Annotated in this window: 24 protein-coding genes; 13 read left to right on the top strand and 11 right to left on the bottom strand. The window is 56.3% G+C overall.

All coding sequences use genetic code 11. The features are described 5' to 3' along the window. Positions 1–67: 67 nt before the first annotated feature. The 8 genes from cysA to Q3H59_RS05845 form a co-directional block, all read right to left on the bottom strand. Entirely contained in the window at positions 68–1,156 is a 1,089-nt protein-coding gene (gene cysA, locus Q3H59_RS05880; RefSeq protein ID WP_309833755.1) for a sulfate/thiosulfate ABC transporter ATP-binding protein CysA, read from the bottom strand. Continuing rightward, complete coding sequence (gene cysW / locus Q3H59_RS05875; RefSeq protein ID WP_309833753.1) at positions 1,146–2,018, bottom strand: sulfate/thiosulfate ABC transporter permease CysW; 873 nt, start codon at positions 2,016–2,018, stop codon at positions 1,146–1,148. The genes cysA and cysW overlap by 11 nt, the downstream gene beginning before the upstream one ends. Then, complete coding sequence (gene cysT / locus Q3H59_RS05870; protein ID WP_064739484.1) at positions 2,018–2,851, bottom strand: sulfate/thiosulfate ABC transporter permease CysT; 834 nt, start codon at positions 2,849–2,851, stop codon at positions 2,018–2,020. Before cysT ends, cysW begins: the two co-directional genes overlap by 1 nt. Further along, positions 2,851–3,867 (bottom strand): sulfate ABC transporter substrate-binding protein, encoded by a 1,017-nt coding sequence (locus Q3H59_RS05865; RefSeq protein WP_217548928.1) that lies wholly within the window; start codon positions 3,865–3,867, stop codon positions 2,851–2,853. Before Q3H59_RS05865 ends, cysT begins: the two co-directional genes overlap by 1 nt. Positions 3,868–4,136: 269 nt before the next feature. Next, on the bottom strand, positions 4,137–5,033 hold the full coding sequence (locus Q3H59_RS05860; RefSeq protein ID WP_309833751.1) for a Dyp-type peroxidase: 897 nt from the start codon (positions 5,031–5,033) through the stop codon (positions 4,137–4,139). A 102-nt stretch (positions 5,034–5,135) separates the two neighbouring features. Continuing rightward, positions 5,136–5,756 carry an RpoE-regulated lipoprotein gene (locus Q3H59_RS05855; RefSeq protein WP_309833749.1) on the bottom strand — a complete coding sequence of 207 codons (621 nt, stop codon included), beginning with the start codon at positions 5,754–5,756 and terminating at the stop codon, positions 5,136–5,138. A gap of 63 nt (positions 5,757–5,819) precedes the next feature. After that, positions 5,820–6,272, bottom strand: a complete 453-nt coding sequence (locus tag Q3H59_RS05850; protein WP_309833747.1) for a DUF2919 domain-containing protein — start codon at positions 6,270–6,272, stop codon at positions 5,820–5,822. 8 nt (positions 6,273–6,280) lie between these two features. Further along, a complete protein-coding gene (locus Q3H59_RS05845; RefSeq protein WP_061717913.1) occupies positions 6,281–6,706 on the bottom strand; it encodes a GNAT family acetyltransferase in 426 nt (141 codons plus the stop codon). Between the two features lie 211 nt (positions 6,707–6,917). On the opposite strand from Q3H59_RS05845, the gene amiA reads away from it, so the two are divergent. Together amiA and hemF are read left to right on the top strand one after the other, a co-directional pair. After that, positions 6,918–7,775, top strand: a complete 858-nt coding sequence (gene amiA / locus Q3H59_RS05840; RefSeq protein WP_217548935.1) for an N-acetylmuramoyl-L-alanine amidase AmiA — start codon at positions 6,918–6,920, stop codon at positions 7,773–7,775. Between the two features lie 48 nt (positions 7,776–7,823). Then, complete coding sequence (gene hemF, locus Q3H59_RS05835) at positions 7,824–8,744, top strand: oxygen-dependent coproporphyrinogen oxidase (RefSeq protein ID WP_217548937.1); 921 nt, start codon at positions 7,824–7,826, stop codon at positions 8,742–8,744. Positions 8,745–8,848: 104 nt separating this feature from the next. Here hemF and maeB read toward each other — a convergent pair whose 3' ends face one another. Next, positions 8,849–11,128, bottom strand: coding sequence for an NADP-dependent oxaloacetate-decarboxylating malate dehydrogenase (gene maeB, locus Q3H59_RS05830; RefSeq protein ID WP_309833743.1), 2,280 nt, complete (start codon positions 11,126–11,128; stop codon positions 8,849–8,851). 341 nt (positions 11,129–11,469) lie between these two features. Between maeB and tal the strand changes: the two genes are divergently transcribed. From tal to ampH, 3 genes are all read left to right on the top strand, one after another. Next, positions 11,470–12,420 (top strand): transaldolase, encoded by a 951-nt coding sequence (gene tal / locus Q3H59_RS05825; protein ID WP_309833741.1) that lies wholly within the window; start codon positions 11,470–11,472, stop codon positions 12,418–12,420. A 69-nt stretch (positions 12,421–12,489) separates the two neighbouring features. Further along, the gene (tkt, locus tag Q3H59_RS05820; RefSeq protein ID WP_309833740.1) at positions 12,490–14,499 is read left to right on the top strand and encodes a transketolase; all 2,010 of its coding nucleotides are present in this window, start codon (positions 12,490–12,492) and stop codon (positions 14,497–14,499) included. Positions 14,500–14,645: 146 nt separating this feature from the next. After that, positions 14,646–15,815, top strand: coding sequence for a D-alanyl-D-alanine-carboxypeptidase/endopeptidase AmpH (gene ampH / locus Q3H59_RS05815; RefSeq protein ID WP_101763549.1), 1,170 nt, complete (start codon positions 14,646–14,648; stop codon positions 15,813–15,815). Positions 15,816–15,907: 92 nt separating this feature from the next. On the opposite strand, the gene Q3H59_RS05810 is transcribed toward ampH, so the two are convergent. Next, positions 15,908–16,981 (bottom strand): DUF1176 domain-containing protein, encoded by a 1,074-nt coding sequence (locus Q3H59_RS05810; RefSeq protein WP_277973940.1) that lies wholly within the window; start codon positions 16,979–16,981, stop codon positions 15,908–15,910. 488 nt (positions 16,982–17,469) lie between these two features. On the opposite strand from Q3H59_RS05810, the gene Q3H59_RS05805 reads away from it, so the two are divergent. Genes Q3H59_RS05805 through Q3H59_RS05770 form a run of 8 tightly spaced genes read left to right on the top strand, consistent with a single transcriptional unit; the run spans position 17,470 to position 25,396 of the window. After that, entirely contained in the window at positions 17,470–18,300 is an 831-nt protein-coding gene (locus Q3H59_RS05805) for a DeoR/GlpR family DNA-binding transcription regulator (RefSeq protein WP_101763547.1), read from the top strand. Between the two features lie 12 nt (positions 18,301–18,312). Beyond that, positions 18,313–19,296: a substrate-binding domain-containing protein gene (locus Q3H59_RS05800; protein WP_110866506.1), complete on the top strand. Its 984-nt coding sequence runs from the start codon at positions 18,313–18,315 to the stop codon at positions 19,294–19,296. A gap of 2 nt (positions 19,297–19,298) precedes the next feature. Next, positions 19,299–20,804, top strand: coding sequence for a sugar ABC transporter ATP-binding protein (locus tag Q3H59_RS05795; RefSeq protein ID WP_110866694.1), 1,506 nt, complete (start codon positions 19,299–19,301; stop codon positions 20,802–20,804). After that, a complete protein-coding gene (locus tag Q3H59_RS05790; protein ID WP_101763545.1) occupies positions 20,797–21,786 on the top strand; it encodes an ABC transporter permease in 990 nt (329 codons plus the stop codon). The genes Q3H59_RS05795 and Q3H59_RS05790 overlap by 8 nt, the downstream gene beginning before the upstream one ends. A gap of 16 nt (positions 21,787–21,802) precedes the next feature. Next, positions 21,803–22,852 carry an ABC transporter permease gene (locus tag Q3H59_RS05785; protein ID WP_101763544.1) on the top strand — a complete coding sequence of 350 codons (1,050 nt, stop codon included), beginning with the start codon at positions 21,803–21,805 and terminating at the stop codon, positions 22,850–22,852. Further along, positions 22,852–23,544: a D-allulose 6-phosphate 3-epimerase gene (gene alsE / locus Q3H59_RS05780; RefSeq protein ID WP_061717928.1), complete on the top strand. Its 693-nt coding sequence runs from the start codon at positions 22,852–22,854 to the stop codon at positions 23,542–23,544. Before Q3H59_RS05785 ends, alsE begins: the two co-directional genes overlap by 1 nt. After that, the gene (gene alsK, locus Q3H59_RS05775; protein WP_101763543.1) at positions 23,541–24,434 is read left to right on the top strand and encodes an allose kinase; all 894 of its coding nucleotides are present in this window, start codon (positions 23,541–23,543) and stop codon (positions 24,432–24,434) included. The genes alsE and alsK overlap by 4 nt, the downstream gene beginning before the upstream one ends. Continuing rightward, the gene (locus tag Q3H59_RS05770; protein WP_309836642.1) at positions 24,434–25,396 is read left to right on the top strand and encodes a ribokinase; all 963 of its coding nucleotides are present in this window, start codon (positions 24,434–24,436) and stop codon (positions 25,394–25,396) included. The genes alsK and Q3H59_RS05770 overlap by 1 nt, the downstream gene beginning before the upstream one ends. A 103-nt stretch (positions 25,397–25,499) precedes the next feature. On the opposite strand, the gene nudK is transcribed toward Q3H59_RS05770, so the two are convergent. Next, positions 25,500–26,078, bottom strand: coding sequence for a GDP-mannose pyrophosphatase NudK (gene nudK / locus Q3H59_RS05765; protein WP_101763541.1), 579 nt, complete (start codon positions 26,076–26,078; stop codon positions 25,500–25,502). Positions 26,079–26,225 lie beyond the last annotated feature (147 nt).

The following is a 26,225-nucleotide window of genomic DNA, read 5'->3' as shown; positions in this document are numbered from 1 at the left end:
AATTCCAGACGAAAGAGGGGCAAATAAAACGGGCGGGAAAGTCCCGCCCGAAGGAGTGTCAAAAATATCAGGCGCTCTCGGCAAAGGCAACCGGGCGCAGCGGCGTAGTGCCATGGTAAATTCGCGCCTGTTGCAGGCCAACGAACAGGCGTTCACCACGCACCGGCGCATGGTGATCGCCGTCGAACACCACGGAGAACACCTCGCCCTGCCAGCCGCTCGGCTGAACGACTAACTGCCAGAAGTGGCCGCGCGGGCTGATCTCCAGCACCTGCACCGGCAAAGGCGTTTCCAGGCTGCTCTGGCGTGAAATATCGATCTCCCACGGACGCAGGAACAGTTCAACTTCGCCCTGATGCGCAGGCGTGTAGCCCAGCGACCAGCGATGCGCGGCCACATGGAACTGCGAGCCGTGTACTTCGCCTGTAAAGCGATTCACTTCGCCAAGGAATTCCAGCACAAAGCGCGTCGATGGATCGCGCCATACGTCATCTGGCGTGCCAACCTGTTCGATGTTGCCCTGGCTCATCACCACCACGGTGTCCGCCACTTCCATCGCTTCTTCCTGGTCGTGGGTCACGAACACGCTGGTGAATTTCAACTCTTCATGCAACTGACGCAGCCAGCGACGCAACTCTTTACGCACCTGCGCATCCAACGCGCCAAACGGCTCATCCAGCAGCAGAATTTGCGGTTCTACCGCCAATGCACGCGCCAGCGCTACACGCTGCTTCTGTCCACCGGACAACTGTGCCGGGAAGCGGTTGCCCAGATGGGAAAGTTGTACCATCTCAAGCAGACGCGTAACGCGCTGTTTGATCTCAGCAGCACCTGGACGTTCGCGACGTGGCAGAACGGTAAGGCCAAAGGCGATATTGTCGAACACCGTCATGTGGCGGAACAGCGCGTAGTGCTGGAACACAAAGCCCACCTGACGATCGCGCGCATGGATGCGGCTGACGTCTTTGCCATTGAAATGGATCTGTCCGCTGTTCTGATGTTCCAGCCCAGCGATAATGCGCAGCAGCGTGGTTTTACCAGAACCGGATGGCCCCAGCAGCCCCACCATCTTGCCGGAAGGAATATCCAGAGAGATGTCGTTAAGAACCGATGTGCGGTCAAACGATTTATTGATTTGTTTAATCTCAATGCTCATGATTTTCCTCCTGTAGGCGCTTCTGCTGATGCTCTAATCGCCACTGCACCACGCTTTTCAGAAACAGCGTTACGATTGCCATCAGGGTCAGCAGCGCGGCGGCAGTAAAGGCGCCCACGGTGTTGTAATCCTGATGCAGTAATTCAACCTGAAGCGGCAAGGTATAGGTTTCGCCGCGAATCGATCCCGAAACCACCGAGACCGCACCAAATTCGCCAATCGCACGTGCGTTGGTTAGCACCACGCCATACATCAGCGCCCAGCGGATATTCGGCAACGTCACGCGGCGGAACATCTGCCAGCCGGATGCGCCAAGCAGCACCGCCGCTTCATCTTCGTGACTGCCCTGGCTCAGCATCACCGGCACCAACTCACGCACCACAAACGGACAGGTAACGAAGATGGTGGCCAGCACCATGCCCGGCCAGGAGAACATAATCTGAATATTATGCGCATCCAGCCAGCCACCGGCAGGACCGTTGACGCCCCAGAACAGCAGATACATCAAACCGGCAACCACCGGCGACACGGCAAACGGGATATCAAACAGCGTCAACAGCAGCTGGCGGCCGGGAAAGGTGAAGCGCGTCACCAGCCACGCCAGCAGCGTACCGAACACCATGTTGACCGGTACGGTAATCAGCGCCACCAAAAGGGTCAGCCAGATGGCGTGCAGCATGTCGCCATCTTTCAGGTTACTCAGCGAGGCAACCCAACCCTGGTTGAGCGCTTCCCAGAAGATGGAAACCATCGGCACCACCAGCAGCAGGATGGAAACCAGCGCACCGATGCCAATCAGCAGCCACTTGCCCCAGTTGATTGGCTGGCGGTCGGCGTGGTTGATGTGTGAAATCTCCGCCATCAGTGGCCTCCTAAGCGACGGCCGAAGCGGCTCTGCAAGGTGTTAATCGCGAACAGCAGCAGCAAAGAAGCCGCCATGATCACCGAGGCGATGGCGCTCGCCGCCGGATAATCAAACTCCTGCAGACGCACGAAAATCATCAGCGAGGTCACTTCCGTTTTCCAGGCGATGTTGCCGGCGATAAAGATCACCGCGCCGAACTCACCGATGCTGCGGGTAAACGACAGCGCAGTGCCGGCCAGCAATGCCGGCGCCACTTCTGGCAGCACCACGCGACGGAAGCTCTGCCAGCGCGTTGCGCCCAGCGTTTCCGCGGCTTCTTCATATTCCGGACCTAACTCTTCAAGCACCGGCTGCACGGTACGCACCACAAACGGAATGCTGGTAAAGGCCATCGCCACAGCGATGCCGAGCCAGGTGTAAGAGACTTTTATATCAAAATGCGCCAGCCACTGACCGTACCAGCCGTTGACCGAAAACAGGCCCGCCAGCGTTAAACCTGCCACCGCAGTCGGCAGCGCGAACGGCAGATCCATCAAACCATCCAGCAGCGTGCGGCCGGGGAAGCGATAACGCGTCAGAATCCACGCCATCAGCATGCCGAAGACGGCGTTGAACAGCGAGGCCACGCCCGCCGCCAGAATCGTCACTTTATAGGCGGCGATCAGCTGTGGATGGCTAATCACCGCCCAGTATTGCGCCAGCGTCATTTGCGACAGCTGCATCAGCAGCGCGCTGATCGGCAGCAGCAGAATCAGACAGGTGAAGAGTAAGCTGGTGCCGAGGCTCAGTCCAAAGCCCGGCAAAACACGTTTTTGAGCGAGCGCGAACATTAACCGCGCCCCGCTGCCAGTAATTTGTCCAGCTCACCGTCATTGGCAAAATGGACTTTCATCACGTTATCCCAGCCGCCAAAGGCGTCTTTGACGTTGAACAGTTCTGTCTGCGGGAAGCGATCTTTCTGCTCCGCCATCAGCTGCGGGTTATTCACGCGATAATAATAATTGGTGATGATTTTCTGCGCTTCAGGCGTGTAGAGATAATTCAGATAGGCTTTGGCCGCGTCGGTGGTGCCGTTGTGCTCGACATTTTTGTCGACCCACGCCACCGGGAACTCCGCCAGAATATTGGTTTTTGGCACGATCACTTCGTAGTCGTCTTTGCCGTACTGATTACGGATGTTATTCACTTCCGATTCAAAGCTGATCAGCACATCGCCCAGACCGCGCTCGGCAAAGGTGGTGGTCGCACCGCGACCGCCGGTATCAAACACTTCAACGTTCTTGAGGAACTTCGCCATAAAGGCTCTGGTTTTGGCTTTATCTTTGCCATCCGCCTGATCGGCAGCGCCCCACGCGGCGAGATAAGTGTAGCGGCCGTTACCCGAGGTTTTTGGGTTAGGGAAAATCAGCTTCACGTTATCGCGCGCCAGATCGGCCCAGCTGTGAATCTGCTTCGGGTTACCTTTACGCACCAGAAACGCCATGGTGGAGTAAAACGGTGAACTGCTGTTTGGCAGACGTTGTTGCCAGTCAGCGGGAATCAGTTGGCCTTTGTCGTGCAGCACCTGCACATCGGTCACCTGATTGTAGGTCACCACATCGGCGCGCAGCCCTTGCAGAATCGCCAGCGCCTGCTTAGAGGAACCGGCGTGCGACTGCTTGATGGTCAGCTTGTCATTAGGATGGGCAGCGTCCCACTGTTTTTCAAAGGGTGCATTCAGGGCAACGAACAGTTCGCGCGAAACGTCGTAAGAGCTATTCAGCAACTCGGTCGCTTGCGCCGCACCGGCTAAAGCACACGACAGCGCGATACCGCCAAGCCATTTTTTCGAAATCGGAAGTGTCATGCTGCACCCTGAAAGACGGCAGTTAAGCCAATGCCATTAGATGCTGTCAGTGTATTTATAACTCAGGGGAAAGCTGTAACGGTTTTATATATCGTTTAGGGATTTCAAAGTCTAAAAAGGCATAAGACGGCGGGAGAGTTTATGCGGCGAATGGAAATGTAAATCGGCATTAAGCGATTCATTGCGCAATAAATTGCGCCGCGACAAATAAGGGCTGATATCCGTAGCGGCGCGATGAATCGCGCCAGGTTGACCTTAATACAAAGAGGTTACAGCGTTTGCAAAGCATCCAGCGACGGCGCAAAAAAGTAGCTGCCGCTAACCGGTTTGGTGAAGCGCAGCATGGCGTCCATTTTGCCGTCGCGCTCGCCGAACATGCTCAGCAATTGCTGCTCAATATTGTAGAGACGATGACAGTAAGAGATGAAGTACAGCCCATGCGTGCCACTGGCGCTGCCGTATGGCAGGCTTTGGCGCAGAATTTTCAGCCCTTTCCCCTCTTCTTTCAGATCGACACGGCTGAGATGCGATGTCGCAGGACGCTGATCGCCCGGCAACTCTTCATCCGTCTCTTTAGTACGGCCAATAATCGCTTCCTGTTTCTCCACCGCCATGCGGTTCCACAGCTTAAGGTTGTGCTCCCAGCGCTGGGTAAACACATAGCTGCCGCCCGCATCCGCGCCTGCGCTGATAATCGCGACCTCCTTGCGCGCTTCGCCCTGCGGATTTTCCGTGCCATCGACGAAGCCCGACAGATCGCGATTTTCAATCCAGCGGAAACCGTGCGTCTCTTCTTCGATATTGACCGCAGCGGCAAAGGCGCTAAGTGCCGCCTGAGCCAGCGCGAAGTTCACGTCATGTCGTTGGGATTGAATATGGATCAGCAAATCGCGCTGCGTGGCAGGCGCAATGCCTTTACCAAGCGCGGCGAAAGCTTTGAGTTCAGGTGCAGAAGCGTTGCCTTGCAGATCGCGCCACAGCGCATCACCAAAGGCGATCACCGCGCCCAATCCGGCATCACTGAATTGCGTCTGCAGCGCTTCAAGCTGCTGTAAGAAGAATTTGCTGCCCTGGCGCAGCGCGTCAAGATCGCCCGTGACGCGGGCTTCGAGCCAAATGGCGAAACGGCGGTGCTCCAACAGGATCCCGCTCTGAAACTGAGACATTGCAATGCTCTCCGGCATGAAGGTTAGACGATGTTTTTTTCGCCCGCATCATACCGGAAAGCCTCACTCTTTGAGCGGGTTTTTAAGCAAGTTTTATCTGGTTTAACGCTGCCAAACGATCTTGCTGATTTTCCAGCTTTTCAGGGTATCGTCCGAAGGCATCAAACCTTCCGGGCCATGCCATTCACCGCTGTAAATGTAGGAGATGTGCTGGCTGCCCGGCGCACGGCACTCAACATCGCGAGCATCAAGACCGGTGACCATTTTGCAGTTATTAAAGGCTTTGCTGAACTTGTCGCTGAACAGATCGCCGATCTTGCTGCCGTCCGCCGCTTTGGCATCGGCATCCTGCACTTCAATGCGCTCAACGCTGCTGCTGCCGTTAATCACCAATTTAACCTTGTCGCCATCCAGCGCCTGCCAGAAATCCACCACCTGACCATTCTGCGTGCGCATGCCCTGACGCAATTTGTAATCGCCGTTCAGCGCTTTATGGATGGCGTCTTCCGACATTGAGGTGGTGCTCGTCAGGCCCGCAACGCCTTGCTCGGTGACCTCCAGCGATCCACCAAACCAGCCGAGTGGATTGAGCGCCGACCAGTGATAGCTAAGCGGATTGTACCAATGGCTTTCGCTATCGCTCGCGCTGCCAGAGGAACCCGAACTGGCGCAGCCGGCCAGAACCATGCTGCTAACCAGCAGTGCGTGACGAACAACTTTCATGAAAACTCCTTGATCTGCTAAGCCGATTGGCGTGCCTGTTGGAGTCACAAACCGGCAAAAAGTTTATTCGACCTGCTGATGTTCCGGCAGAAAGCAGTCGCGCAGGCGAGGTTGCGTTTGCAGCCAGAACAACGCCAGCAGGTCAAACAGCGTCAATAACAGCGGCAGCGGCGAGTCGGGAAAGGCGCCTTGCAGCAGGCTGGAACCCTGCCACAGCAGGCTGACAAGTAGCGATACGCTTAATACATGACGCCAGCTTTGCCACAGGCGCGGCCAGCGCTGGCGATAGCCGGTCAGCAATAAGCCGATAGCCGCCGGAATGCCTAACGCCAGCCCCAGCCAGAAGCTTTGGCGGTCGGGATAGAACAGCGCCAGCAAATCATTGCCCTGCTGGCGTGATGCGCCCGCCATCACCAGCAGCAGCCAGGTGCGCGCCTGCAATAATAGGATCAGCCAGAAAAGAAACGGCAGCCGCAGCTGCCCTTTCGCATCGTACTCTTCGGGAAGGTATTTCAAACCGACCCTCAATACTCGCGATCTTCAATCAAACGCTTGCCCAGCAGCAGCGAGTCCACCGGCTCGTATTCGAGCTTTTCGTAAAACGCCACCACCTGATCGTTCTCTTCGCGCACCATCAAATTGATTTTTGGGCAACCGCGCGCAATCAGCTTCTTCTCAAGACGATTCATCAACGCATTGGCAAAGCCACGGCCCTGATAATCAGGATGCACCGCCAGATAGTAGACGGAGCCGCGATGGCCGTCGTAGCCGCCCATCACCGTGCCGACCACTTCGCCACCGACTTCCGCGACCAGAAACAGTTCCGCGTCGTGGTTCATTTTGCGTTCAATGTCCAGCTCCGGATCGTTCCATGGGCGTAACAAATCGCAACGCTCCCAGAGCGTGATCACTTCTTCAAAATCTTCCTGGCGGAAAGAACGGATTTCCATCGACGTTACCCTGCTGTTAGGCACAATTCGCTGATTATCACGCATTCTTTGCCAGGCGCAACCCTCACGCGTGACAACGGAGCAAAAAAAGCGCGACATTGCTGTTAGTCTGTTGCAATAGAAAGTAAACACTTGAAATAGTTGCGAGGTCGCCGACTGGCAATTGTTACGCTATAACACGGGGCAGGATTTACCTGCCATGGCCCCGTAAATGAAGAAGATTTCACTGCTTAAGCGCCTTACCAATCGTCGCCAACTGATACTTTCCGGTTTAGCGCTGGCGGTGTTATCACCGCGTGCGGTGCAGGCCAAAGAACAGAACAGCGATTTGCGCGTCAGTCCGCGTCATACGCCACCGAAACCTGCCAGCAACGGCAAACGTATCGTGATGATTGATCCCGGCCACGGCGGCATCGATTCCGGCGCCGTCGGCGAAGAGGGTTCGGAAGAGAAACACATTGTGCTGGCGATCGCCAATACCGTGAAGACGCTGCTGCAATCGCATCCACGCATCGAAGTGCGCCTGACGCGCGACAGCGACCACTTTATTCCGCTCTATCAGCGCGTCGAAATCGCCCACCAGCACGGCGCTAACCTGTTTATGTCGATTCACGCCGATGGCTACACCAGCCCGGATGCTAACGGCGCATCGGTTTTTGCCCTTTCCAATCGCGGTGCCAGCAGCGCGATGGCGCGTTACCTTTCGCAGCGTGAAAACGATGCCGACAAAGTGGGCGGTGCTGAGGTGCAGGATAAAGATCATTACCTCAACCAGATTCTGTTCGATCTGGTGCAGACCGATACCATTCGCAACAGCCTGACGCTGGGTAAACACGTCCTCGATCAGATTCGCCCGGTGCATCATCTGCACAGCCAGCACACCGAACAGGCCGCGTTTGCGGTGCTGAAATCGCCGTCGATTCCTTCGGTGCTGGTGGAAACCTCCTTTATTACCAATCCGCGTGAAGAGCAGCTGCTTGGCACGCAGGCGTTCCGCCAGAAAATTGCCAGCGCCATTGCCGACGGCATCACCCGCTACTTCGATGAGGTCGATCGTCGCGAAGCATAGTCTTTATCCTGTGGTAGAATCGCGGCAAATTTCCGGAACGAGTGACTGATGAGCAATCCCGATATTTCCCGCGTCAAAGCCTTTTTGCTGGCGCTGCAAGATGATATTTGCGCCCAATTAGCGGCGGAAGATGGCAAGGCGAGCTTTGCCGAAGATGAGTGGCAACGTCCCGGCGGCGGCGGCGGACGCAGTCGCGTATTGCGTGATGGTGCGGTGTTTGAACAAGCCGGCGTTAACTTCTCGCACGTGCACGGCGATCAAATGCCCGCATCCGCCACCGCGCATCGTCCCGAACTGGCTGGCCGCAGCTTTGAAGCGATGGGCGTGTCGCTGGTGGTGCATCCATCCAATCCTTACGTGCCAACCAGCCACGCCAACGTGCGCTTCTTTATCGCGGAAAAACCGGGCGCCGATCCGGTGTGGTGGTTTGGCGGTGGTTTCGATCTCACGCCATATTACGGCTTCGAACAGGATGCGCTGCACTGGCATCAAACCGCGCACGATCTGTGCCAGCCGTTTGGTGAGGAGGTTTATCCGCGCTACAAAAAGTGGTGCGACGATTACTTCTACCTCAAGCATCGCGACGAGCAGCGCGGTATCGGCGGCCTGTTTTATGACGACCTGAACACGCCCGATTTCGATTACTGCTTCGATTTCATGCAGGCAGTCGGCAACGGTTTTGCCAACGCCTACCTGCCGATTGTGGCCAGGCGCAAAGCGCTGCCGTGGGGCGACCGCGAGCGCCAGTTCCAGCTCTATCGTCGTGGTCGCTACGTCGAGTTCAATCTGGTGTGGGATCGCGGCACGCTGTTTGGCCTGCAAACCGGCGGCCGCACCGAATCCATTTTGATGTCGATGCCGCCGCTGGTGCGCTGGGAATACGATTATCAGCCAGAAGCCGATTCCCCCGAAGCCGCCTTGTACCGCGATTTCCTGCCAGTCAAAGATTGGTTGAAGCTACATAATTAACAAACCGCACACCCCGTAGCGGCGCGATTTATCGCGCAATGAATTGCGCCGCGAAAAGGTTTGCAGAATTTCATTGCGGCGCAACACATTCGCCAATCAAGTCGTTACAACGGCTCGGTCTGCGCCTCCACCACCGCTAACGCCACCATATTCACGATGCGCCGCACCGAGGCGATACGCGTCAACACATGTACCGGCTTGCTGATCCCCATCAACACCGGTCCCACCGTGACACCTTCGGAGCAGGAGACGCGCAGCAGGTTATAGCTGATACGCGCCGCTTCGACGTTCGGCATAATCAGCAAATTCGCGGTGCCTTTCAGCGGGCTGTCCGGCATCAGTTCACGGCGAATGCTCTCGACCAGCGCCGCATCACCGTGCATTTCGCCGTCAATCTCCAGATCCGGGGCGCGTTGCTGAATCAACGCGAGTACGTCGCGCATTTTGCGCGCGCCCGGCGCATTTGAGGTGCCAAAGCTGGAGTGCGACAGCAGCGCCACGCGCGGTTCAATGCCGAAGCGTCGCACCGTTTCCGCCGCCAGCAGCGTGATATCCGCCAGTTGTTCTGCGCTGGGATCTTCATTAACGTAGGTGTCAGCTATAAAGGTATTGCCGCTCGGCAATAGCAGCGCATTCATCGCGCCCGCCACCTTCACGTCCTCTCGCAGCCCAAACACTTTCTCCACCACATCATAATGTTCCTGATAATCGCCGATGGTGCCGCAGATCAGCGCATCGGCCTCACCGCGATGCACCATGATCGCGCCAATCAGCGTAGGATTGCCGATCACCGCGCGCTGGGCAGTTTCCGGCGTCACGCCGCGCCGTTTCATGATCTGGTAATACTCATTCCAGTACTCTTTGAAACGTGGATCGGACTCGTTATTGACGATCTCAAAATCTTTGCCCGCCTCGATCTTTAAACCCTGCTTTTGCAGACGCATAGCGATGACATTCGGCCGGCCAATCAGAATCGGCTTCGCCAGCCCTAACGTCACCAGCTCCTGCGTGGCATGCAGCACGCGCACCTCTTCGCCTTCTGCCAGCACCACGCGATTGGGATCTCTACGCGCCTGCGAAAAGATCGGCTTCATAAACAGGTTGGTTTTATAGACGAACTCGGTGAGCTGCTCACGATAAGCATCAAAATCCTCAATCGGTCGCGTGGCGACGCCCGATTCCATCGCCGCTTTCGCCACCGCGGGCGCAATCTGCACGATTAAACGCGGATCAAACGGTTTGGGGATCAAGTATTCCGGGCCGAAACTCAGATCCTGATCGTCATACGCCGACGCCACCACATCGCTCTGTTCCGCCTGTGCCAGCGCCGCAATCGCGTGCACCGCCGCCAGCTTCATCTCCTCATTAATCGCCGTGGCACCCACATCCAGCGCGCCACGGAAGATAAACGGGAAGCACAACACGTTGTTCACCTGATTGGGGAAATCAGAGCGCCCGGTGCAGATAATCGCGTCGGGCCGCACCTGTTTGGCCAGCGGCGGCATGATTTCCGGCTCGGGATTGGCCAGCGCCAGAATCAGCGGATCCTGCGCCATCTTCTGCACCATCTCCGGCGTCAGCGCTTTGGGGCCGGAACAGCCAAGGAAAATATCCGCGCCGCCAATCACCTCGTCCAGCGTGCGTGCGCCGCTGTCGGCCACCGCATAGGCCGCTTTGGTCGGCGTCATATTCGGCTCGCGATCGCGATAGATCACGCCTTTGGAATCGCACACCACAATGTTGTGCTGCTGCATGCCGAGCGCCACCAGCAGATTCAGGCAGGCAATCGCCGAGGCACCTGCGCCGGAAACCACCAGCCGCACCTCGCTGATGGCTTTTTTAACGATGGTTAAGCCGTTGAGCACCGCCGCGGTACAGATGATCGCCGTGCCGTGCTGATCGTCGTGAAATACCGGGATCTGCATGCGCTCACGCAGCTGTTGCTCAATATAGAAACACTCGGGCGCTTTGATATCTTCCAGATTGATGCCACCAAAAGTGGGTTCCAGCGCGGCAATCACCTCAATCAACTTATCGGGATCGCGCTCATCGATTTCGATATCAAACACGTCAATGCCGGCGAACTTTTTGAACAGCACGCCCTTGCCTTCCATCACCGGCTTACTCGCCAGCGCGCCAATGTTACCCAGCCCCAGCACCGCGGTGCCGTTGGAGATCACCGCCACCAGATTGCCACGCGCGGTGTATTTGCGCGCCGCCAGCGGATCGGCGGCAATTTCCAGACAAGGCGCAGCGACGCCGGGCGAATAGGCCAGCGCCAGATCGCGCTGCGTGGCTAACGGTTTGGTGGGTGAAACCTGAATTTTTCCGGGCGTAGGGAATTGATGAAAATCGAGCGCGCTTTGCTTGAGTTGATCGTCCATTGGGCATCCTTTGGCATCGCTAAATAGGCATTCAGTATAGGAATGTGCGGCACAAAAGAGGGTGAAGGCGCTCAAAGAACGCACAGACTGAAAGGCACGGATTGCCACCGCTTCGCCTGCGGGATCGGCACAGCCTGCTATCCTTATTGATGGCAAAAAGCGTAGCTGAACCGTTTAGGCCAGTCCTCCTTTCACTATCGCACCTCTTAAGCGCCACGACGCCACAATCAGAGAAAACGCATTTTCTTCGTGTAACGTCTGTAGCACTGTGTTGGACCAATACTTAACAGGAATGGGTGCAACACCTTTGCCCACATTATTGCTAATCAAGGAGTTAAGTGATGAACCAGCTAGATGCATTGAAACAATACACCACCGTGGTGGCGGACAGCGGCGATATCGAATCCATTCGCCATTACAATCCAGAAGACGCGACCACCAACCCCTCATTGATTCTGAAAGCCGCCGGTCTTGAGGGTTATAAACATCTGATTGATGACGCCATCGACTACGCGAAAAAACAGGGCGGCAGCAAAGAGACGCAAATCATCAACGCCAGCGACAAAGTGGCGATCAACCTCGGTATGGAAATTCTGAAAAGCATACCGGGCCGTGTTTCGACCGAAGTGGATGCGCGCCTCTCCTTCGATCGTGGCATGTGTGTCACAAAAGCCGAGAAGCTGGTGCGTCTGTACGAAGAGCACGGCATCGACCGCTCACGCATTCTGATCAAACTGGCGTCAACCTGGGAAGGCATCAAAGCCGCTGAGGAGCTGGAGAAAAACGGCATTCAGTGCAACCTGACGCTGCTGTTCTCCTTCGCTCAGGCGCGAGCCTGTGCCGAAGCCGGTGTGTTCCTGATTTCGCCATTTGTTGGCCGTATTTACGACTGGTACAACACCCGCAAAACGATGGATCCGTATGTGGTCGATGAGGATCCGGGCGTGAAATCTGTGCGCCGTATCTACGATTACTACAAGAAGCACCGTTACAGCACCGTCATCATGGGCGCCAGCTTCCGCAAAGTGGAACAGATTCAGGCGCTGGCCGGCTGCGACCGTTTGACCATTTCCCCTAACCTGCTGGAAGAGCTGGCCAACAGCGACGCGCCGCTGGAGCGTAAGCTGGAGCCATCAACCGAAGGTTTCCATCAGCCGGCTTCACTTTCAGAAGCGGAATTCCGCTGGGAACACAATCAGGATCCGATGGCGGTAGAAAAACTGTCAGACGGCATCCGTCAGTTCGCCGTCGACCAGCAGAAGCTGGAAGACGTGCTCTCTTCTCGTCTGTAATCCGCACTCACTCTTATGGCGGATGGGCATTGGCTCATCCGCTATCGCCAAATCACAAGGGAGAACCTTATGTCTTCACGCAGAGAGTTGGCTAACGCAATTCGTGCACTCAGCATGGATGCGGTACAAAAAGCAAATTCCGGGCACCCAGGTATGCCGATGGGCATGGCAGATATCGCCGAAGTGTTATGGCGCGATGTGTTGAAACACAATCCCAACAATCCGGCGTGGGCCGATCGTGACCGCTTTATTCTTTCCAACGGTCACGGCTCGATGCTGCTCTACAGCCTGCTGCATCTCACCGGCTACGACTTGCCGATGGAAGAGTTGAAAAAATTCCGTCAGCTGCACTCTAAAACGCCGGGGCATCCCGAACTCGGTTACACACCAGGCGTGGAAACCACCACCGGTCCGCTCGGCCAGGGCCTGGCCAACGCGGTGGGTTTAGCGATTGCCGAACGCACGCTGGCGGCGCAGTTTAACCGTCCCGGCCACGACATCGTCGATCACCACACCTACGTGTTTATGGGCGATGGCTGTTTGATGGAAGGCATCTCGCACGAAGTGAGCTCGCTGGCCGGTACGCTCGGTCTCGGCAAACTGATTGGCTTCTACGATCACAACGGCATCTCCATCGATGGTGAAACCGAAGGCTGGTTCACCGACGACACGCACAAACGCTTCGAAGCCTACAACTGGCACGTCATCGGTAGCGCAGAAGGTATCGACGGCCATGATTCGGCAGCGATCGCTGCGGCGATTAAAGAGGCGCAAAGCGTTACCGACAAGCCGTCACTGATTATCTGTCGCACCACTATCGGTTTCGGCTCGCCGAACAAAGCCGGTAAAGAGGAGTCGCACGGCGCGGCGCTGGGCGAACAAGAAGTGGCGTTGACGCGGCAGAAACTGGGCTGGCACTATCCGCCGTTTGAGATCCCGAAAGAGATTTATCAGCAGTGGGATGCCAAAGAAGCGGGCGCGCAGCGCGAGAAATCCTGGGATGATAAGTTTGCCGCTTATAAAGAGGCACACCCCGAGTTGGCGCAGGAATTTACCCGTCGTCTGAGCGGTGAAATGCCGGCTAACTGGAGTAGCGAAGTGCAGAAGTTTGTTGAAGAGCTGCAGGCTAATCCACAGAAAATCGCCAGCCGTAAAGCCTCACAAAATACGCTGGAAGTGTTTGGCAAGCTGCTGCCAGAATTCCTCGGCGGCTCAGCGGATCTGGCACCCAGTAACCTCACCATCTGGTCGGGCTCAAAATCGATCAAAGAGGATACTGCCGGTAACTACATTCACTACGGCGTACGTGAATTTGGTATGACGGCGATCGGCAACGGCATCGCGCATCACGGCGGCTTCGTGCCATACACCGCTACCTTCCTGATGTTCGTCGAGTACGCGCGTAATGCGGTGCGCATGGCGGCGCTGATGAAGGCGCGTCAGGTGCTGGTCTATACGCATGACTCCATCGGCCTCGGCGAAGATGGTCCGACACACCAGCCGGTTGAGCAGATTGCCAGCCTGCGCGTTACGCCAAACATGAGTGTGTGGCGTCCGTGCGATCAGGTGGAAACCGCCGTGGCGTGGCAAGCCGCCGTTGAGCGCCATCATGGGCCAACCGCGCTGATCCTGTCGCGTCAGAACCTGCTGCAGCCAGAGCGTAGCAAAGAGCAGGTGGCGAATATTGCGCGCGGTGGCTATGTGCTGCAGGACAGCAACGGCACGCCGGATGCGATCATCATCGCCACCGGTTCGGAGATTGAAATCGCGCTGGGCGCGGCAGATAAACTCACCGCTGCTGGCCACAAGATTCGCGTGGTTTCGCTGCCGAGCACCGACGTGTTTGATAAGCAGGACGTTGCGTATCGCGAATCGGTGCTGCCATCCGGCGTGAAAGCGCGCGTGGCGGTCGAAGCCGGTATTGCTGATTACTGGTACAAGTATGTTGGTCTGGATGGCGCGATTGTCGGTATGACCACCTTTGGTGAGTCAGCCCCCGCCGGCAAACTGTTCCCGGAATTCGGTTTCACCGTCGAGAACATCGTCAGCCATACTGAAGCTTTACTCAAGCCGCACTAATCGATCTGGCCCTGCGTCTTTTTGGCGTAAGGGCCATTTTTTGATCACAGCCTGAAACTGAAAAAAATCCGCCCTGCCCCCTTCACGCCTCGCGCAAACTGATTACTATAAGCTTTCCTCCGATTCTTATAGCGGACGCTTTCCCGTTGAAAAAACGTACTCCTTTTTTACTGGCCTTAATGGTTACAGTGCTTCCATTAAAAAGCATGGCGCAGTCGTCGCCCGATCCGCTGTTGGCATCGCAAATTGTTGATCGCTACGCCGAGCACATTTTCTATGGCAGCGGCGCAACCGGCATGGCGCTGGTGGCGATTGATGGCAATCAGCGGGTTTTCGCCAGCTTTGGTGATACGCGCCCCGGCAACAACGTGCGTCCGCAGCCCGATTCGGTGATTCGTATTGCCTCGCTCAGCAAGCTGATGACCAGCGAAGTGATGGTGAAGATGGCCGAACGCGGTCAACTGCGTCTTGACGATCCGCTGAGCAAATACGCGCCGCCTGGCGCGCGCGTGCCAAGCTATAACGGCCAGCCGATTCGCCTGATTAACCTCTCCACCCACACCAGCGGCCTGCCGCGCGAGCAGCCCGGCGGTAAACCGCATCGTCCGGTGTTTGTCTGGCCGACCAAGTCCGATCGCTGGCAGTGGCTGAGCGGAGCGGCATTAAAGGCCGCGCCAGGCACCAATGCCGCCTATTCAAACCTGGGCTTTGATCTGCTGAGCGATGCGCTCGCCAAAGCGGCGGGCATGCCCTATCCAGCACTGTTCCAGCAGTTGATAACGCGTCCGCTGGGCATGAAAGACACCACCTTTACGCCGTCACCGGATCAGTGTCAGCGTCTGATGATTGCCGAGAAAGGTGCCAGTCCGTGTAACAACACGCTGGCGGCCATCGGCAGCGGCGGCGTTTACTCAACGCCAGACGATATGGGCCGCTGGATGCAGCAGTTCCTTAACTCGGCGGTGAATCACCGCACGCCGCAAATTGATCGCCTGCAAACGCTGATTTATCGTCGTGACCAGCTAACCAAAGTGGAAGGCATGGATGTGCCGGGCCGCGCCGATGCGCTGGGCATGGGTTGGGTCTATATGGGGCCGAAGGAAGGTCGTCCGGGGATTATTCAGAAAACCGGTGGCGGCGGCGGCTTCATTACCTATATGGCGATGGTGCCGCAGCACAACGTCGGCGTGTTTGTGGTGGTGACTCGCTCGCCGTTAACGCGTTTCACCCCGATGAGTGATGGCGTGAATAATATGCTGACCGAGCTGGTGGGTAATCAGTCGGGTTCACCGATGACGGTGCAAGCCATCCGCTAACTGGGTTGTGGTGCAGGCTGTAGCGGCGCAATTCATTGCGCGATAAATCGCGCCGCTACGGAATGTGCAATGATTTAATGCTGCACGTGGTATTAACGCGACTGCACCGGATTTTGCGATTCAGTAACCCATAATGTTGGCCAATCCTCACTACTGTGCCACGCATCGCAGGTCTTCTCTTCCGCATACTCCGCCAGCACAAACTCGTTGCCGTCATACTGCCAGCGCGTTGCCACGCCGCAATCCCCCAAACCACGTCCTTTACTGAAGGTGTAGAGCAATCCATGGCTGGCATCAAATTCCGCGTTCACCAACTCCAGCTGATTATCCCCGCGTGACGGCGGCGTAAACGGCAGCGTTAAGCTCAGACCGCGCGATACATAAGGCTGCGTGCGCGTCACTTCAAAGGCCAGATCGATCACGTTATACGCACCGGTTTCGCAGCTGATCAGCAGCAGCGCTTTGCTGTCGGTCAGCGGCGACACGCTCACTTCACGCCGCAGTGGATCGAGCGAGCAGTTATCGGTATTCACCCGCCAGGTACCAAAATCAATTAAACCGCTGGTCTCTTCCTGCGTCAGCGGTGGCGGCGGCGGTAATGGCGAAGGTAACGCCGGCAACGCTGGCTGCGGCGGCACATCCCACTGCACGCGGTCGCCACGCTTCACCCAGGCGCTGGCACCGTTGACGCGGCCCTGCACGTCATCCATCAACAGTAATGCCGCCTTCATACCGCTGAGCGGAATGGTGGCGTTGGCTTTATAGGTCAGCTGCAGATTTTGCGCATCCAGCGTCTGCGCCAGAAACTCGTCGATGGCGATAGCATTACTGGTCGCCAGATGATGCGGTTCCACCGTCCAGTGTTTAAGGTCTGGTGTGAGACGGCGTTGATCGAGTAGCAGGTTATCCTTGAGCGGGCCGCCCGGCAGCTCACCGCTGTAGGCGCTGCCGTAATCAATACGCAGCAAGGGACGATCGTTGACGCCAGCATGACGTGAGAGCGTCATTACTAAGCCGTTGTCACCGGGAAAACTGCGTGCCACGCAAAAAGCCGCGTTGTTACAAGTCAGTTGCCAGTCAGAAAATGACTTTTGCAGTGGCTGAGCCTGAACGCACGCGACAAAAAGAAAGGGCAATAAAAGCAGTAACTTCATCCAATACGACATCAAAAAATCGGTCCCCAAATTCCTGGAAAGAAAATAATAGCGCAACGGGAACGCTGTCAGCAGGCCTAAACTGTGAGCCGGCCCTAAAAGCGAGGTTAACCGCTGAAAAAGCCGTCACCTGTGGCGAACGGGTACTGGATGGGGCAAGCGCTCATCATCCGTTTTGACCGATTACTGCTCAATCGGATTCGTCGGACTCTTGTTAACTCATCACAAAACGGTCAAATACACACAAACGGTCACAAGCGGTCATGTTAGGTTAAATCCATGTTTTGGATATGCAACGCGCGTAGAACGCGGATTTCGCGCCATTAGGCTTATTTATGTGAGTCATATCACTTAATTTTGATAACCAGACATCTCATTTACATATAAGACAGATCCAGATCACTCTAATCAGCTAAGGCGTTTTGGTGACTGTGGACTCGTGCGCAGCCCACACTTTCTAAATGCGCTATCCAGTAATTTATAGCCATCGGAGGTTAGTTATGTTGCCGATTGAAAGACAGCAGCGAATTATTGACGAATTAAATTTAAATGGTCGGGTCATTGTCGCTGAATTAGTCACGTTATGTCAGGTTTCACAAGAAACTATTCGGCGTGATTTAACGCAGCTGGAGAAACGTGGTCTGTTACAACGCAGTCACGGTGGCGCGGTACCAGCAAAACGACAGGCCGCCAACATTCAGGGAAATACGCGAGGTGTTAACGAGTATGAATTATCTTTCCGCCAGAGAGTCAATGAACATGTTGATGCAAAAATGGCCATTGCCAAACGCGCACTCGATTTCATTAGCCCCGGCGATTGTATATTACTCGATAGCAGCACCACTTGCTGGTATTTAGCGCGACAGCTGCCGGATATTGAATTAACGGTATTAACCAATTCCATCAGGATTGTGCAAACCCTTGCGGCGCGCGGCAGCATCCGCACCATCTGTCTTGGGGGAGAATATTCTGACCGTTATGAAGATTTCCACGGCGTCGTCGCCGAGCAACCGCTCAGGGAATTTCAGATTAATAAGATCTTTTTCTCCTGTAGCAGTTTAGGCAATGATGGTTATTTACGTGAAGGTAACGAAAACAACGCACATTTAAAACAGCAAATGTTATTAGCAGCGGAAAGAAAACATCTGCTGCTGGACGGAAGTAAATTCCTGCGGCCCTCATTCGCGCGTATTTGTCATTATCGCGATGTGGACTTTCTCATTACTGACCAATTAAAAGACAAAGAGCTGGAACAAGAATTAGCGTGGAACGGCGTCAATATTATTGATTGCTCCCAGCGCAGCCATTCTATGCAGCTAATAAAAAATTAAATCGGAGTCTTTATGAAAAAACATCTTATCGCCTGTTCTCTGCTCGCCCTGTTTGCCGCCTCCGGCGCGCAGGCTGCTGACAAATTACGCATGGGCATCGTGGTGAAAATTGGCGGTATTCCGTGGTTCAACGCCATGGAAGCGGGCATCAAGAGTGAAGCGGCGAAACGCGGCATTGACGCGTGGATGGTGGGACCAACGGCGGCCGATCCGGCTCTGCAGGTGCGCGCTATCGAAGATTTGATTGCCCAGAAGGTCGACATCATTGGCGTGGTGCCAAATGACCCGAAAGTACTGGAACCGGTGCTGAAGCGCGCCCGTGATGCCGGCATTGAAGTGATCACCCACGAATCGCCGGATCAGAAAGGCGCTAACTGGGACTTCGAACTGGTGGATGCGCCGACGCACGGCATCAACCATATGAAAGCGCTGGCGAAATGCATGCATGAAGAGGGCAAATACGCCATGTACGTCGGCAGCCTGACCGTGCCGTTGCACCAGCAGTGGACCGACGCCGCGCTGAATTATCAGAAAGAACACTATCCGAAGATGCAGATGGTCACCGACAAGTTTGGCGTCGGCGAATCGCTGGATGACTCGATTCGCACCACTAACGAACTGATGTCCAAGTATCCGGATTTGAAAGGAATTATGGCCTTTGGTTCACAAGGTCCGATTGGCGCCGGTCGCGCGGTGATGAACCGTAACAAGATCGATCAGGTCTGCGTAATTGGCGCCTTTAGTCCTGGCCAGGGCGCATCGCTGGTGCAGCGTGGCGCGATCAAAGGCGGCTACATCTGGAATCCACAAACCGCAGGCGAAGTGTTCGTACGTATCGCCGACATGATGCAGAAGAAAGAGCCAATCACCGACGGAATGACCATCGAGGGTTTGGGCAAAGTGAAAGTTGACGAGGCGACCCACACCATCCTCGGCAACAACACCGAAAGCCTGGACAAAGAGAACCTGCCAAAACTGGTGAAAATGGGGCTGTAATGATGAATGAGGTGATCCCACAGACGCTGATTGCGCTCGACAACCTGTCGAAAACATTTGGTGGCAACCGCGCACTGAGCGATATCTCGCTGACCTTACTGGCTGGCGAAGTGCACTGTCTCGCTGGCACCAACGGCTGTGGCAAGAGCACCTTAATCAAAGTCATTTCCGGGGTGCACGCCCCGGATAGCGGCAGCCGCATCACGCTGGGCGACGGCCCGAGCTTTCCGCGTCTGACCACTCGCCAGGCGCGTGACTTTGGCATCCAGGTGATTTATCAGGATCTGTCGCTGTTCCCCAACCTCAGCGTGGCGGAAAACATCGCCTTCGAGCACAACCTGAATAGCCTGCTCGGCTGGCATCGCAAAGCCAAACTGCGTGAAACCGCGCAGCGCATCATTGATGAACTGAAGTTTGAACTCGATCTCGATGAGAAAGTGGCGTCGCTGTCAATTGCGCAGCGTCAGCAAGTGGCGATCTGCCGCGCGCTGGTCGCCGATGCGCGGCTGGTGATCATGGATGAGCCGACGGCGTCGCTGACGCGCACCGAAGTGAATCAGCTGCTGCGCACCGTGCGTTACCTGAAAGACAAAAACATCTGCGTGGTGTTTGTCAGCCATCGACTGGATGAAGTGCTGGAGATCTCAGATCGCGTGACGGTGATCCGCGACGGCCGCAAAATGGGCTGCTGGCCCGCCAAAGCGATGACGCCGCACCATCTGACCGAACTGATGACCGGCCTGAAGCTCGACTATCAGCTGAAAACGCCGACGCGCCATGACGATCGCCTGATCCTCGAAGTCGAAAAACTGACGCGCGCCGGACAATACCATGACGTTAATTTCAAACTCTATCAGGGCGAAGTGCTGGGCCTGTGCGGCCTTTTAGGCTCGGGACGCACCGAACTGGCGCTGTCGCTGTTTGGCATGACCAAACCGGATAGCGGCAAGATCTGGCTCGACAGCAAACCGGTGCGCTTCCGTGGGCACGAAGATGCGATCAAAGCCGGCATCGGCTACGTCTCCGAAGATCGCTTAACCCTGGGTTTGGTGCAGCAACAATCGGTGGCCGACAACATGGTGCTGCCGATCCTCGACAAGCTGCAAAACCGTTTCCACCTGATTGATGAATACCGCAAGAACAAGCTGATCCTGCAGTGGATTCAGCAGCTTGGTGTACGCGTCGCCGATCCCAATCTGGCTATCTCCACGCTCTCCGGCGGCAACCAGCAGAAAATCGTGCTGGCGAAATGGGTGCTGACCCAGCCGCGCATCCTGATCCTTGATTCGCCCACCGTTGGCGTGGATGTCGGCGCTAAAGCCAGCATCTATCAGCTAATTCATCTGCTGGCGAAAGAGGGTTTGTCGATCATCCTGATTTCCGACGAAGTGCCGGAGGTTTGGTACAACTGCGACCGCATCCTGCACTTCCGTGATGGCACCGTTCATGCCGAATACCAACCCGATACCGTTGAGCAACAGCAGCTGGCGGAGGTGATCAATGCCTGATTTTTCTCGTTTACGTCCGAGCTCCAGCCAGGGCTGGCTGGCCTGGGTTTTGCTGGCGTTCATTGTGTTTTTCTCTGCCGCCAGCGATCAGTTCCTGACGGTGCAAAACCTGCTGGATCTGGCAGAAAGCTACGCCGTGACCGGCATCTTTGCCCTCGGCCTGTTTGTGGTGCTGGTGACCGGCGGCATCGATATCTCCTTTGCTGCGGTGGCGTCGGTGGTGCAATACCTGATCGCCTCGCTGTTTGTGCAGTTCCAGTTTGATAACGCCCTGCTCAGCATCCTGCTGGCGGTGGTGTGCGGCACGCTGTTTGGCGTGATCAACGCCCTGCTGATCACCACGCTGCGCGTCGTCTCGATCATCATCACCATCAGCATGCAGTCGCTGCTGTTTGGCCTGTTGATGTGGGTAACCGGCGGCAAAAGCCTCTATTCGCTGCCGGACTGGTGGATCACGCTGCGCAGCGTGCTGCCATTCACCTGGCAAGGCAACAGCTTCCAGATTGGCTTGCCGCTGGTGACCATGCTGGTGATTGCCGGACTCACCGCGCTGCTGCTGAACAAAACCAATCTCGGTCGCCAACTGTATGCGGTGGGCGGCGATGCGGAATCGGCGCGCCGCATCGGTATTCGCGTCGGTCTGATTCATGTCTTCGCCTATGGCTGGCTGGGTGCCATGGCGGCGATTGGCGGCTTGGTGCAGGTCTATCGCATGGGCGAAGTGGTGCCAAATGCGCTGGTCGGCGGCGAGCTGGATGTGCTGGCCGCCACCGTTCTTGGCGGTGCCAGCCTGATGGGCGGCAAAGGCACGGTGAGCGGCACGCTGATGGGTGTCTTTCTTATCGCCATCCTGAAGAACGGCCTCAACCTGATTGGCGTCTCCAACTACTTCATGAACATCGTGGTGGGCGGCGTCATCATGGTGGCTATTGCCGTGACTCACTACAAAAAACGTAAAGAAACTGATGTCAGTTTCGTCTAACGGGAGCCGCATCAACATGAAATCACTCTCTGCTCTGCGTCCGGACGGCACCAATATCGGCCTGATGCTGTTAATCGCGCTGGCGCTGGCGATCTTTACCGTCATGTTGCCGGGTCGCTTTCTCACTGATTCTACCTTTATGAGCATGGCATTTCAGCTGCCCGAGCTGGGCTTGCTGACGCTGGCGATGTTTATCGCCATTCTCAGCGGCGGACTGAATCTGGCGATCATCGCCACCGCCAACCTGACGGCGCTGTTTATCGCCTGGACGCTGATGCGCGCCCTGCCCGCCGATGCCGGCACTGGCATGCAACTGCTGTGGCTGTTTATTGCGATTATCGGCGCGATGCTGATTGCGGCGGTGATCGGCGTGATTACCGGCGTGATGGTGACGCGCATCGGTGCGCACCCGATTCTGGTGACGCTCGCGACCATGATGACGCTGAACGGTATCGGCATCTGGCTGACCAAAGGCGCGGCCGTCAGCGGCATGCCGTCGGTGGTGCAGGCGCTCGGTTCCAACACGCTGCTTGGCGTTCCGCTGCCGCTGTGGGTGTTCCTGTTTGCCGCCGCGCTGCTGGCGCTGTTCCTCGGCAAAACCCGCGCCGGTAAATGCATCTATATGGGCGGCAGCAACATCAACGCCACCTGGTTTAGCGGCATCAATACGCATCGCATGGTGATTCTGGTGTACGTCATCTCCAGCCTGCTGTGCGTGTTGGCCGGTTTGATCATGATGGCGCGCTTCAACTCGGCGCGTATGGGTTACGGCGATGCGTATCTGCTGCTGACGGTGCTGGCCATTATCCTTGGCGGCACCGACCCGAATGGCGGCTTTGGTCGCGTGACCGGCGTAGTGCTGGCGCTGATCGCCCTGCAAGTGCTCTCCACCGGCTTCAACCTGATGAACATCAGCCAGCACGTTAGCCTGGCAATGTGGGGCGCGGTGCTGATTGTGGTGTTGGCCTTCAAACAATTCAAAACTCGCTTTAACGAACATCGTGCCGTCAAGCTCAGCAAACTGGCGGCGGCGCTTAACCCTTTGACCGAAAAAAAGGAAGTATGATGCGTATTCAAGTCTCCCCGTCGTTGATGTGTATGAATCTGATGGAGATCAAGCACCAGCTCGCCGTGCTGGACTCCCGCGCCGACTTCCTGCATATCGACATTATGGATGGTCATTACGTGAAAAATATCACGCTGTCACCGTTCTTTATTGAGCAGATTCGCCCGTTCACCAAAGTGGCGCTGGATGTCCATTTGATGGTCGAGCAGCCTACCGATTTCATAGAAGTGATTGCTAAAGCGGGTGCCGATTACATCTGCCCGCACGCCGAAACCATCAACCGCGATGCGTTCCGGGTAATCAATATGATCCGCAGCTTCGGCAAGAAAGTGGGTGTGGTGCTCAATCCCGCTACGCCGGTCTCCTTTATCCACCACTACATTCATCTGGTGGATAAGATCACCGTGATGACGGTGGATCCCGGCTACGCTGGACAACCGTTTATTCCGGAAATGGTGCAGAAGGTACAGGAGCTGAAAGCGCTGAAGCAGGCCAACGGCTATCAATATCTGATTGAGATCGACGGTTCCTGCAATACCCGCACTTATAACACGCTGGTCGGTGCGGGCGCAGAAGTGCTGATTGTCGGCACCTCCGGTCTGTTCAATATTCACGACGATCTGGAAACCGCCTGGAATATGATGCGCGAAAGCATTGATGAGGCTCAGGGATTGGCGCAGGTATCCGCATGAAAAAATGCTGGCTCGGTATCGACATTGGCGGCACCGGCACACGTCTGCAGCTGATGGAAGAGGAGCGCGTTTGGTCGAGCTTCCGTAAAGTGCCGACGGCCAGCTGGGCGCAGCAGCCTGATGCACTTAACGCGTTGGGCCAGTTAATCAGCGAAACGCTGGAGCAGCAGCCGGTTAGCGGCGTGATGCTCGGATTACCCGGCATTCTCAGCCGTGACCGCCAGCAGGTGATTTCGCTGCCGTTTATTCAGGCGCTGGACCAGCAACCGGTTGCCGCGCGGCTCACCGAACGCCTTGGCGTACCGGTGGCGATGGACAAAGATGTTAATCATCTGATGCTGTGGGATTTACTGCAGCTGGAGCAGCTGCCAGACAGCGCGGTGGGTTTGTATCCCGGCACCGGCATGGGCAACAGCCTGTGGCTTAACGGCCAGTTTTATCATGGTCAACACGGTGGCGCGGGTGAGCTTGGTCATGTGCCTGTTGCCGGCAACGATCTGCCCTGCCCGTGCGGCAATCGTGGCTGTGCGGAAACCGTGACGTCGGGCCATTGGCTGAGTCGCTGGGCGAGCACCCATGTGCCGGAAACCAACATGTCGGCGCTGTTTACCCAGCATCGTGAGCATCCGGAGCTGCAGGCTTTTGTACAGCGGCTGGCGCAACTGATTGCCACCGAGATGAACATACTCGATCCGGAATACCTGATTCTGGGCGGCGGCGTGCTGGCGATGGCGGACTTCCCGCTGGCACAGCTGCGCAGCCAGATTCAGCAGCATCTTCGTCCACCCGCCACGCGTGAGGGTTTGAAGATCGTGTTTAGCCAATCCACCGACCACACCGGTTGTCGCGGTGCCTGTTTAGCCGCCGAACGTCTGTTCAGGAGTGCATGATGAAAGGAAAAGTGTGTGTGTTTGGCTCGTTCAACCTCGACGTAGTCGCGGTAATGAACCGCTTTCCGATGCCGGGCGAATCGCTCACCGCCCATACCAGCATGATGGGACCGGGCGGCAAAGGCGCGAATCAGGCGACGGCCGCGCTGCGCGCCGGCGCGCGCGTGCACTATATCGGTAAGATTGGTAATGATGACTTCGGCATGTTTGCGCGTCGCCATCTGGAAAAGACCGGTTTCGATGCCATTACCTTGTTTACCTGCAAGGAGAAACCGACCGGCAATGCGCTGATTTATGTCGCCGGTGACGATGCCGAGAACATGATTTCGGTCTATCCCGGCGCGAACACCACCGTAACTGCCGCCGAGGTGACGCGCTGCCAACCCACCGTTGCGGCAGCCGATATTCTGCTGGTGCAGCTGGAGAATAATCTCAGCGCCATTCAGCGCATGATCGACAACGCGCGCGCCGGTGGCACCTTTGTGATTATGAATCCTGCGCCGTGGCAGAAGGTCACCGATGCGCTGCTGGCAAAAGTGGATTTGCTGACGCCTAACAGCACCGAAGCGATGCAGCTGACCGGCGTGAAGGTCACCGACTTCGCCAGCGCGCATCAAGCCGCAGAGAAGCTGCATCGCAAAGGGGCGCGTCAGGTGATTATTACGTTGGGGGTTTGCGGTGCGTTGCTGTCAGTAGCAGACCAGCCGCCGCTGCGTATTCCGCTGTTCCCGGCTCAGCCGCTGGATACCACCGGCGCGGGCGATGCGTTTAATGGCGCACTGGCGGCGCGGCTGGCTTCCGGCGATGAACTGCCACAGGCGGCGCTGTTTGCTTCAGCTTATGCTTCGCTGTGTGTGGAACGCTCCGGTGCAGCGCACTCGATGCCTTCGTATGCCGAAGCGCTGGCAAGATTGCAGGCGTATCCGCAATGTGTCCCGGAAACGTTGGGAGAGTGTGTGTAAGGCAAGATGGCCACACATTGCTGTAGCGGCGCAATTTATTGCGCATTTTCACCTCGATGAAAAGGTCAAAAGAGCGCAATAAATTGCGCCGCTACGGTCAAAACTACGCCTGCAACCAACCGGCGATCTGCGCATGCTGCAGCAGCATAATGGCTTTACCGTCACGAATGCGGCCATCTTTCACCATCGCCAGCGCCTCCGGGAAACTCAGCTCCAGCACGGTAATCTCTTCATCCTCAACGCCACCGCCCTTGTTGGCGCGCTGTGCATCGCTGTATTCCGCGGCGAAGAAGTGGATCAGTTCAGTCACGCCGCCCGGCGACATGTAGGCTTCAAAAACTTTATCGACCTTACCCACCTGATAGCCGGTCTCTTCTATCGCTTCTTTGCGGATGCAATCTTCCGGCGAGTCGTCATCCAGCAGCCCGGCGCAGGTCTCAATCAGTTCGCCACTTTCATTGCCATTGACATAAGTGGCAATGCGGAACTGACGCACCAGCAGCACGCTATTTTTTTCAGTGTTGTACAGCAGGATGGTGGCACCGTTTCCGCGATCGTACACTTCTCGCTTATGGCGCACGACTTCGCCGTTGTTGCGGGTGAGTTCGTAGGTGAAGTTGCGCAGCACAAACCAGTTTTCTGACAGCAACTTGTCTTTGATGATGTTGATCTTTAACGACATAACCGCTCCACTGCTAAATTGAGGGAGCCTGAGATGATAGGCCGAAGCGGTGGGGAAAACTATCTGAATTGTGAGGCCGGTCGCCGTGATGGGCGCTCCTGACTCAGTGCACAGATTGTAGCGGCGCAATGGGTTGCGCGTTAAATC

It is taken from the genome of Pantoea sp. SORGH_AS_0659, assembly GCF_031453915.1.
Taxonomy (GTDB): Bacteria; Pseudomonadota; Gammaproteobacteria; order Enterobacterales; family Enterobacteriaceae; genus Pantoea; species Pantoea leporis.
Note: the sequence above shows the minus strand (reverse complement) of the source record. Positions and strands in the feature narration are given on the sequence as shown.

Excerpts from the sequence above, each read along its gene's own strand:
- nudK (WP_101763541.1), bottom strand. The coding sequence starts at position 26,078 with ATGTCGTTAAAGATCAACATCATCAAAGACAAGTTGCTGTCAGAAAAC.
- cysA (WP_309833755.1), bottom strand. The coding sequence starts at position 1,156 with ATGAGCATTGAGATTAAACAAATCAATAAATCGTTTGACCGCACATCG.
- Q3H59_RS05800 (WP_110866506.1), top strand. The coding sequence starts at position 18,313 with ATGAAAAAACATCTTATCGCCTGTTCTCTGCTCGCCCTGTTTGCCGCC.
- Q3H59_RS05855 (WP_309833749.1), bottom strand. The coding sequence starts at position 5,756 with ATGAAAGTTGTTCGTCACGCACTGCTGGTTAGCAGCATGGTTCTGGCC.
- amiA (WP_217548935.1), top strand. The coding sequence starts at position 6,918 with ATGAAGAAGATTTCACTGCTTAAGCGCCTTACCAATCGTCGCCAACTG.
- Q3H59_RS05810 (WP_277973940.1), bottom strand. The coding sequence starts at position 16,981 with ATGTCGTATTGGATGAAGTTACTGCTTTTATTGCCCTTTCTTTTTGTC.
- tkt (WP_309833740.1), top strand. The coding sequence starts at position 12,490 with ATGTCTTCACGCAGAGAGTTGGCTAACGCAATTCGTGCACTCAGCATG.
- Q3H59_RS05860 (WP_309833751.1), bottom strand. The coding sequence starts at position 5,033 with ATGTCTCAGTTTCAGAGCGGGATCCTGTTGGAGCACCGCCGTTTCGCC.
- tal (WP_309833741.1), top strand. The coding sequence starts at position 11,470 with ATGAACCAGCTAGATGCATTGAAACAATACACCACCGTGGTGGCGGAC.
- cysT (WP_064739484.1), bottom strand. The coding sequence starts at position 2,851 with ATGTTCGCGCTCGCTCAAAAACGTGTTTTGCCGGGCTTTGGACTGAGC.
- Q3H59_RS05770 (WP_309836642.1), top strand. The coding sequence starts at position 24,434 with ATGAAAGGAAAAGTGTGTGTGTTTGGCTCGTTCAACCTCGACGTAGTC.
- Q3H59_RS05785 (WP_101763544.1), top strand. The coding sequence starts at position 21,803 with ATGAAATCACTCTCTGCTCTGCGTCCGGACGGCACCAATATCGGCCTG.
- hemF (WP_217548937.1), top strand. The coding sequence starts at position 7,824 with ATGAGCAATCCCGATATTTCCCGCGTCAAAGCCTTTTTGCTGGCGCTG.
- maeB (WP_309833743.1), bottom strand. The coding sequence starts at position 11,128 with ATGGACGATCAACTCAAGCAAAGCGCGCTCGATTTTCATCAATTCCCT.
- Q3H59_RS05795 (WP_110866694.1), top strand. The coding sequence starts at position 19,299 with ATGAATGAGGTGATCCCACAGACGCTGATTGCGCTCGACAACCTGTCG.
- alsE (WP_061717928.1), top strand. The coding sequence starts at position 22,852 with ATGCGTATTCAAGTCTCCCCGTCGTTGATGTGTATGAATCTGATGGAG.
- Q3H59_RS05805 (WP_101763547.1), top strand. The coding sequence starts at position 17,470 with ATGTTGCCGATTGAAAGACAGCAGCGAATTATTGACGAATTAAATTTA.
- Q3H59_RS05790 (WP_101763545.1), top strand. The coding sequence starts at position 20,797 with ATGCCTGATTTTTCTCGTTTACGTCCGAGCTCCAGCCAGGGCTGGCTG.
- Q3H59_RS05845 (WP_061717913.1), bottom strand. The coding sequence starts at position 6,706 with ATGGAAATCCGTTCTTTCCGCCAGGAAGATTTTGAAGAAGTGATCACG.
- Q3H59_RS05865 (WP_217548928.1), bottom strand. The coding sequence starts at position 3,867 with ATGACACTTCCGATTTCGAAAAAATGGCTTGGCGGTATCGCGCTGTCG.
- cysW (WP_309833753.1), bottom strand. The coding sequence starts at position 2,018 with ATGGCGGAGATTTCACACATCAACCACGCCGACCGCCAGCCAATCAAC.
- alsK (WP_101763543.1), top strand. The coding sequence starts at position 23,541 with ATGAAAAAATGCTGGCTCGGTATCGACATTGGCGGCACCGGCACACGT.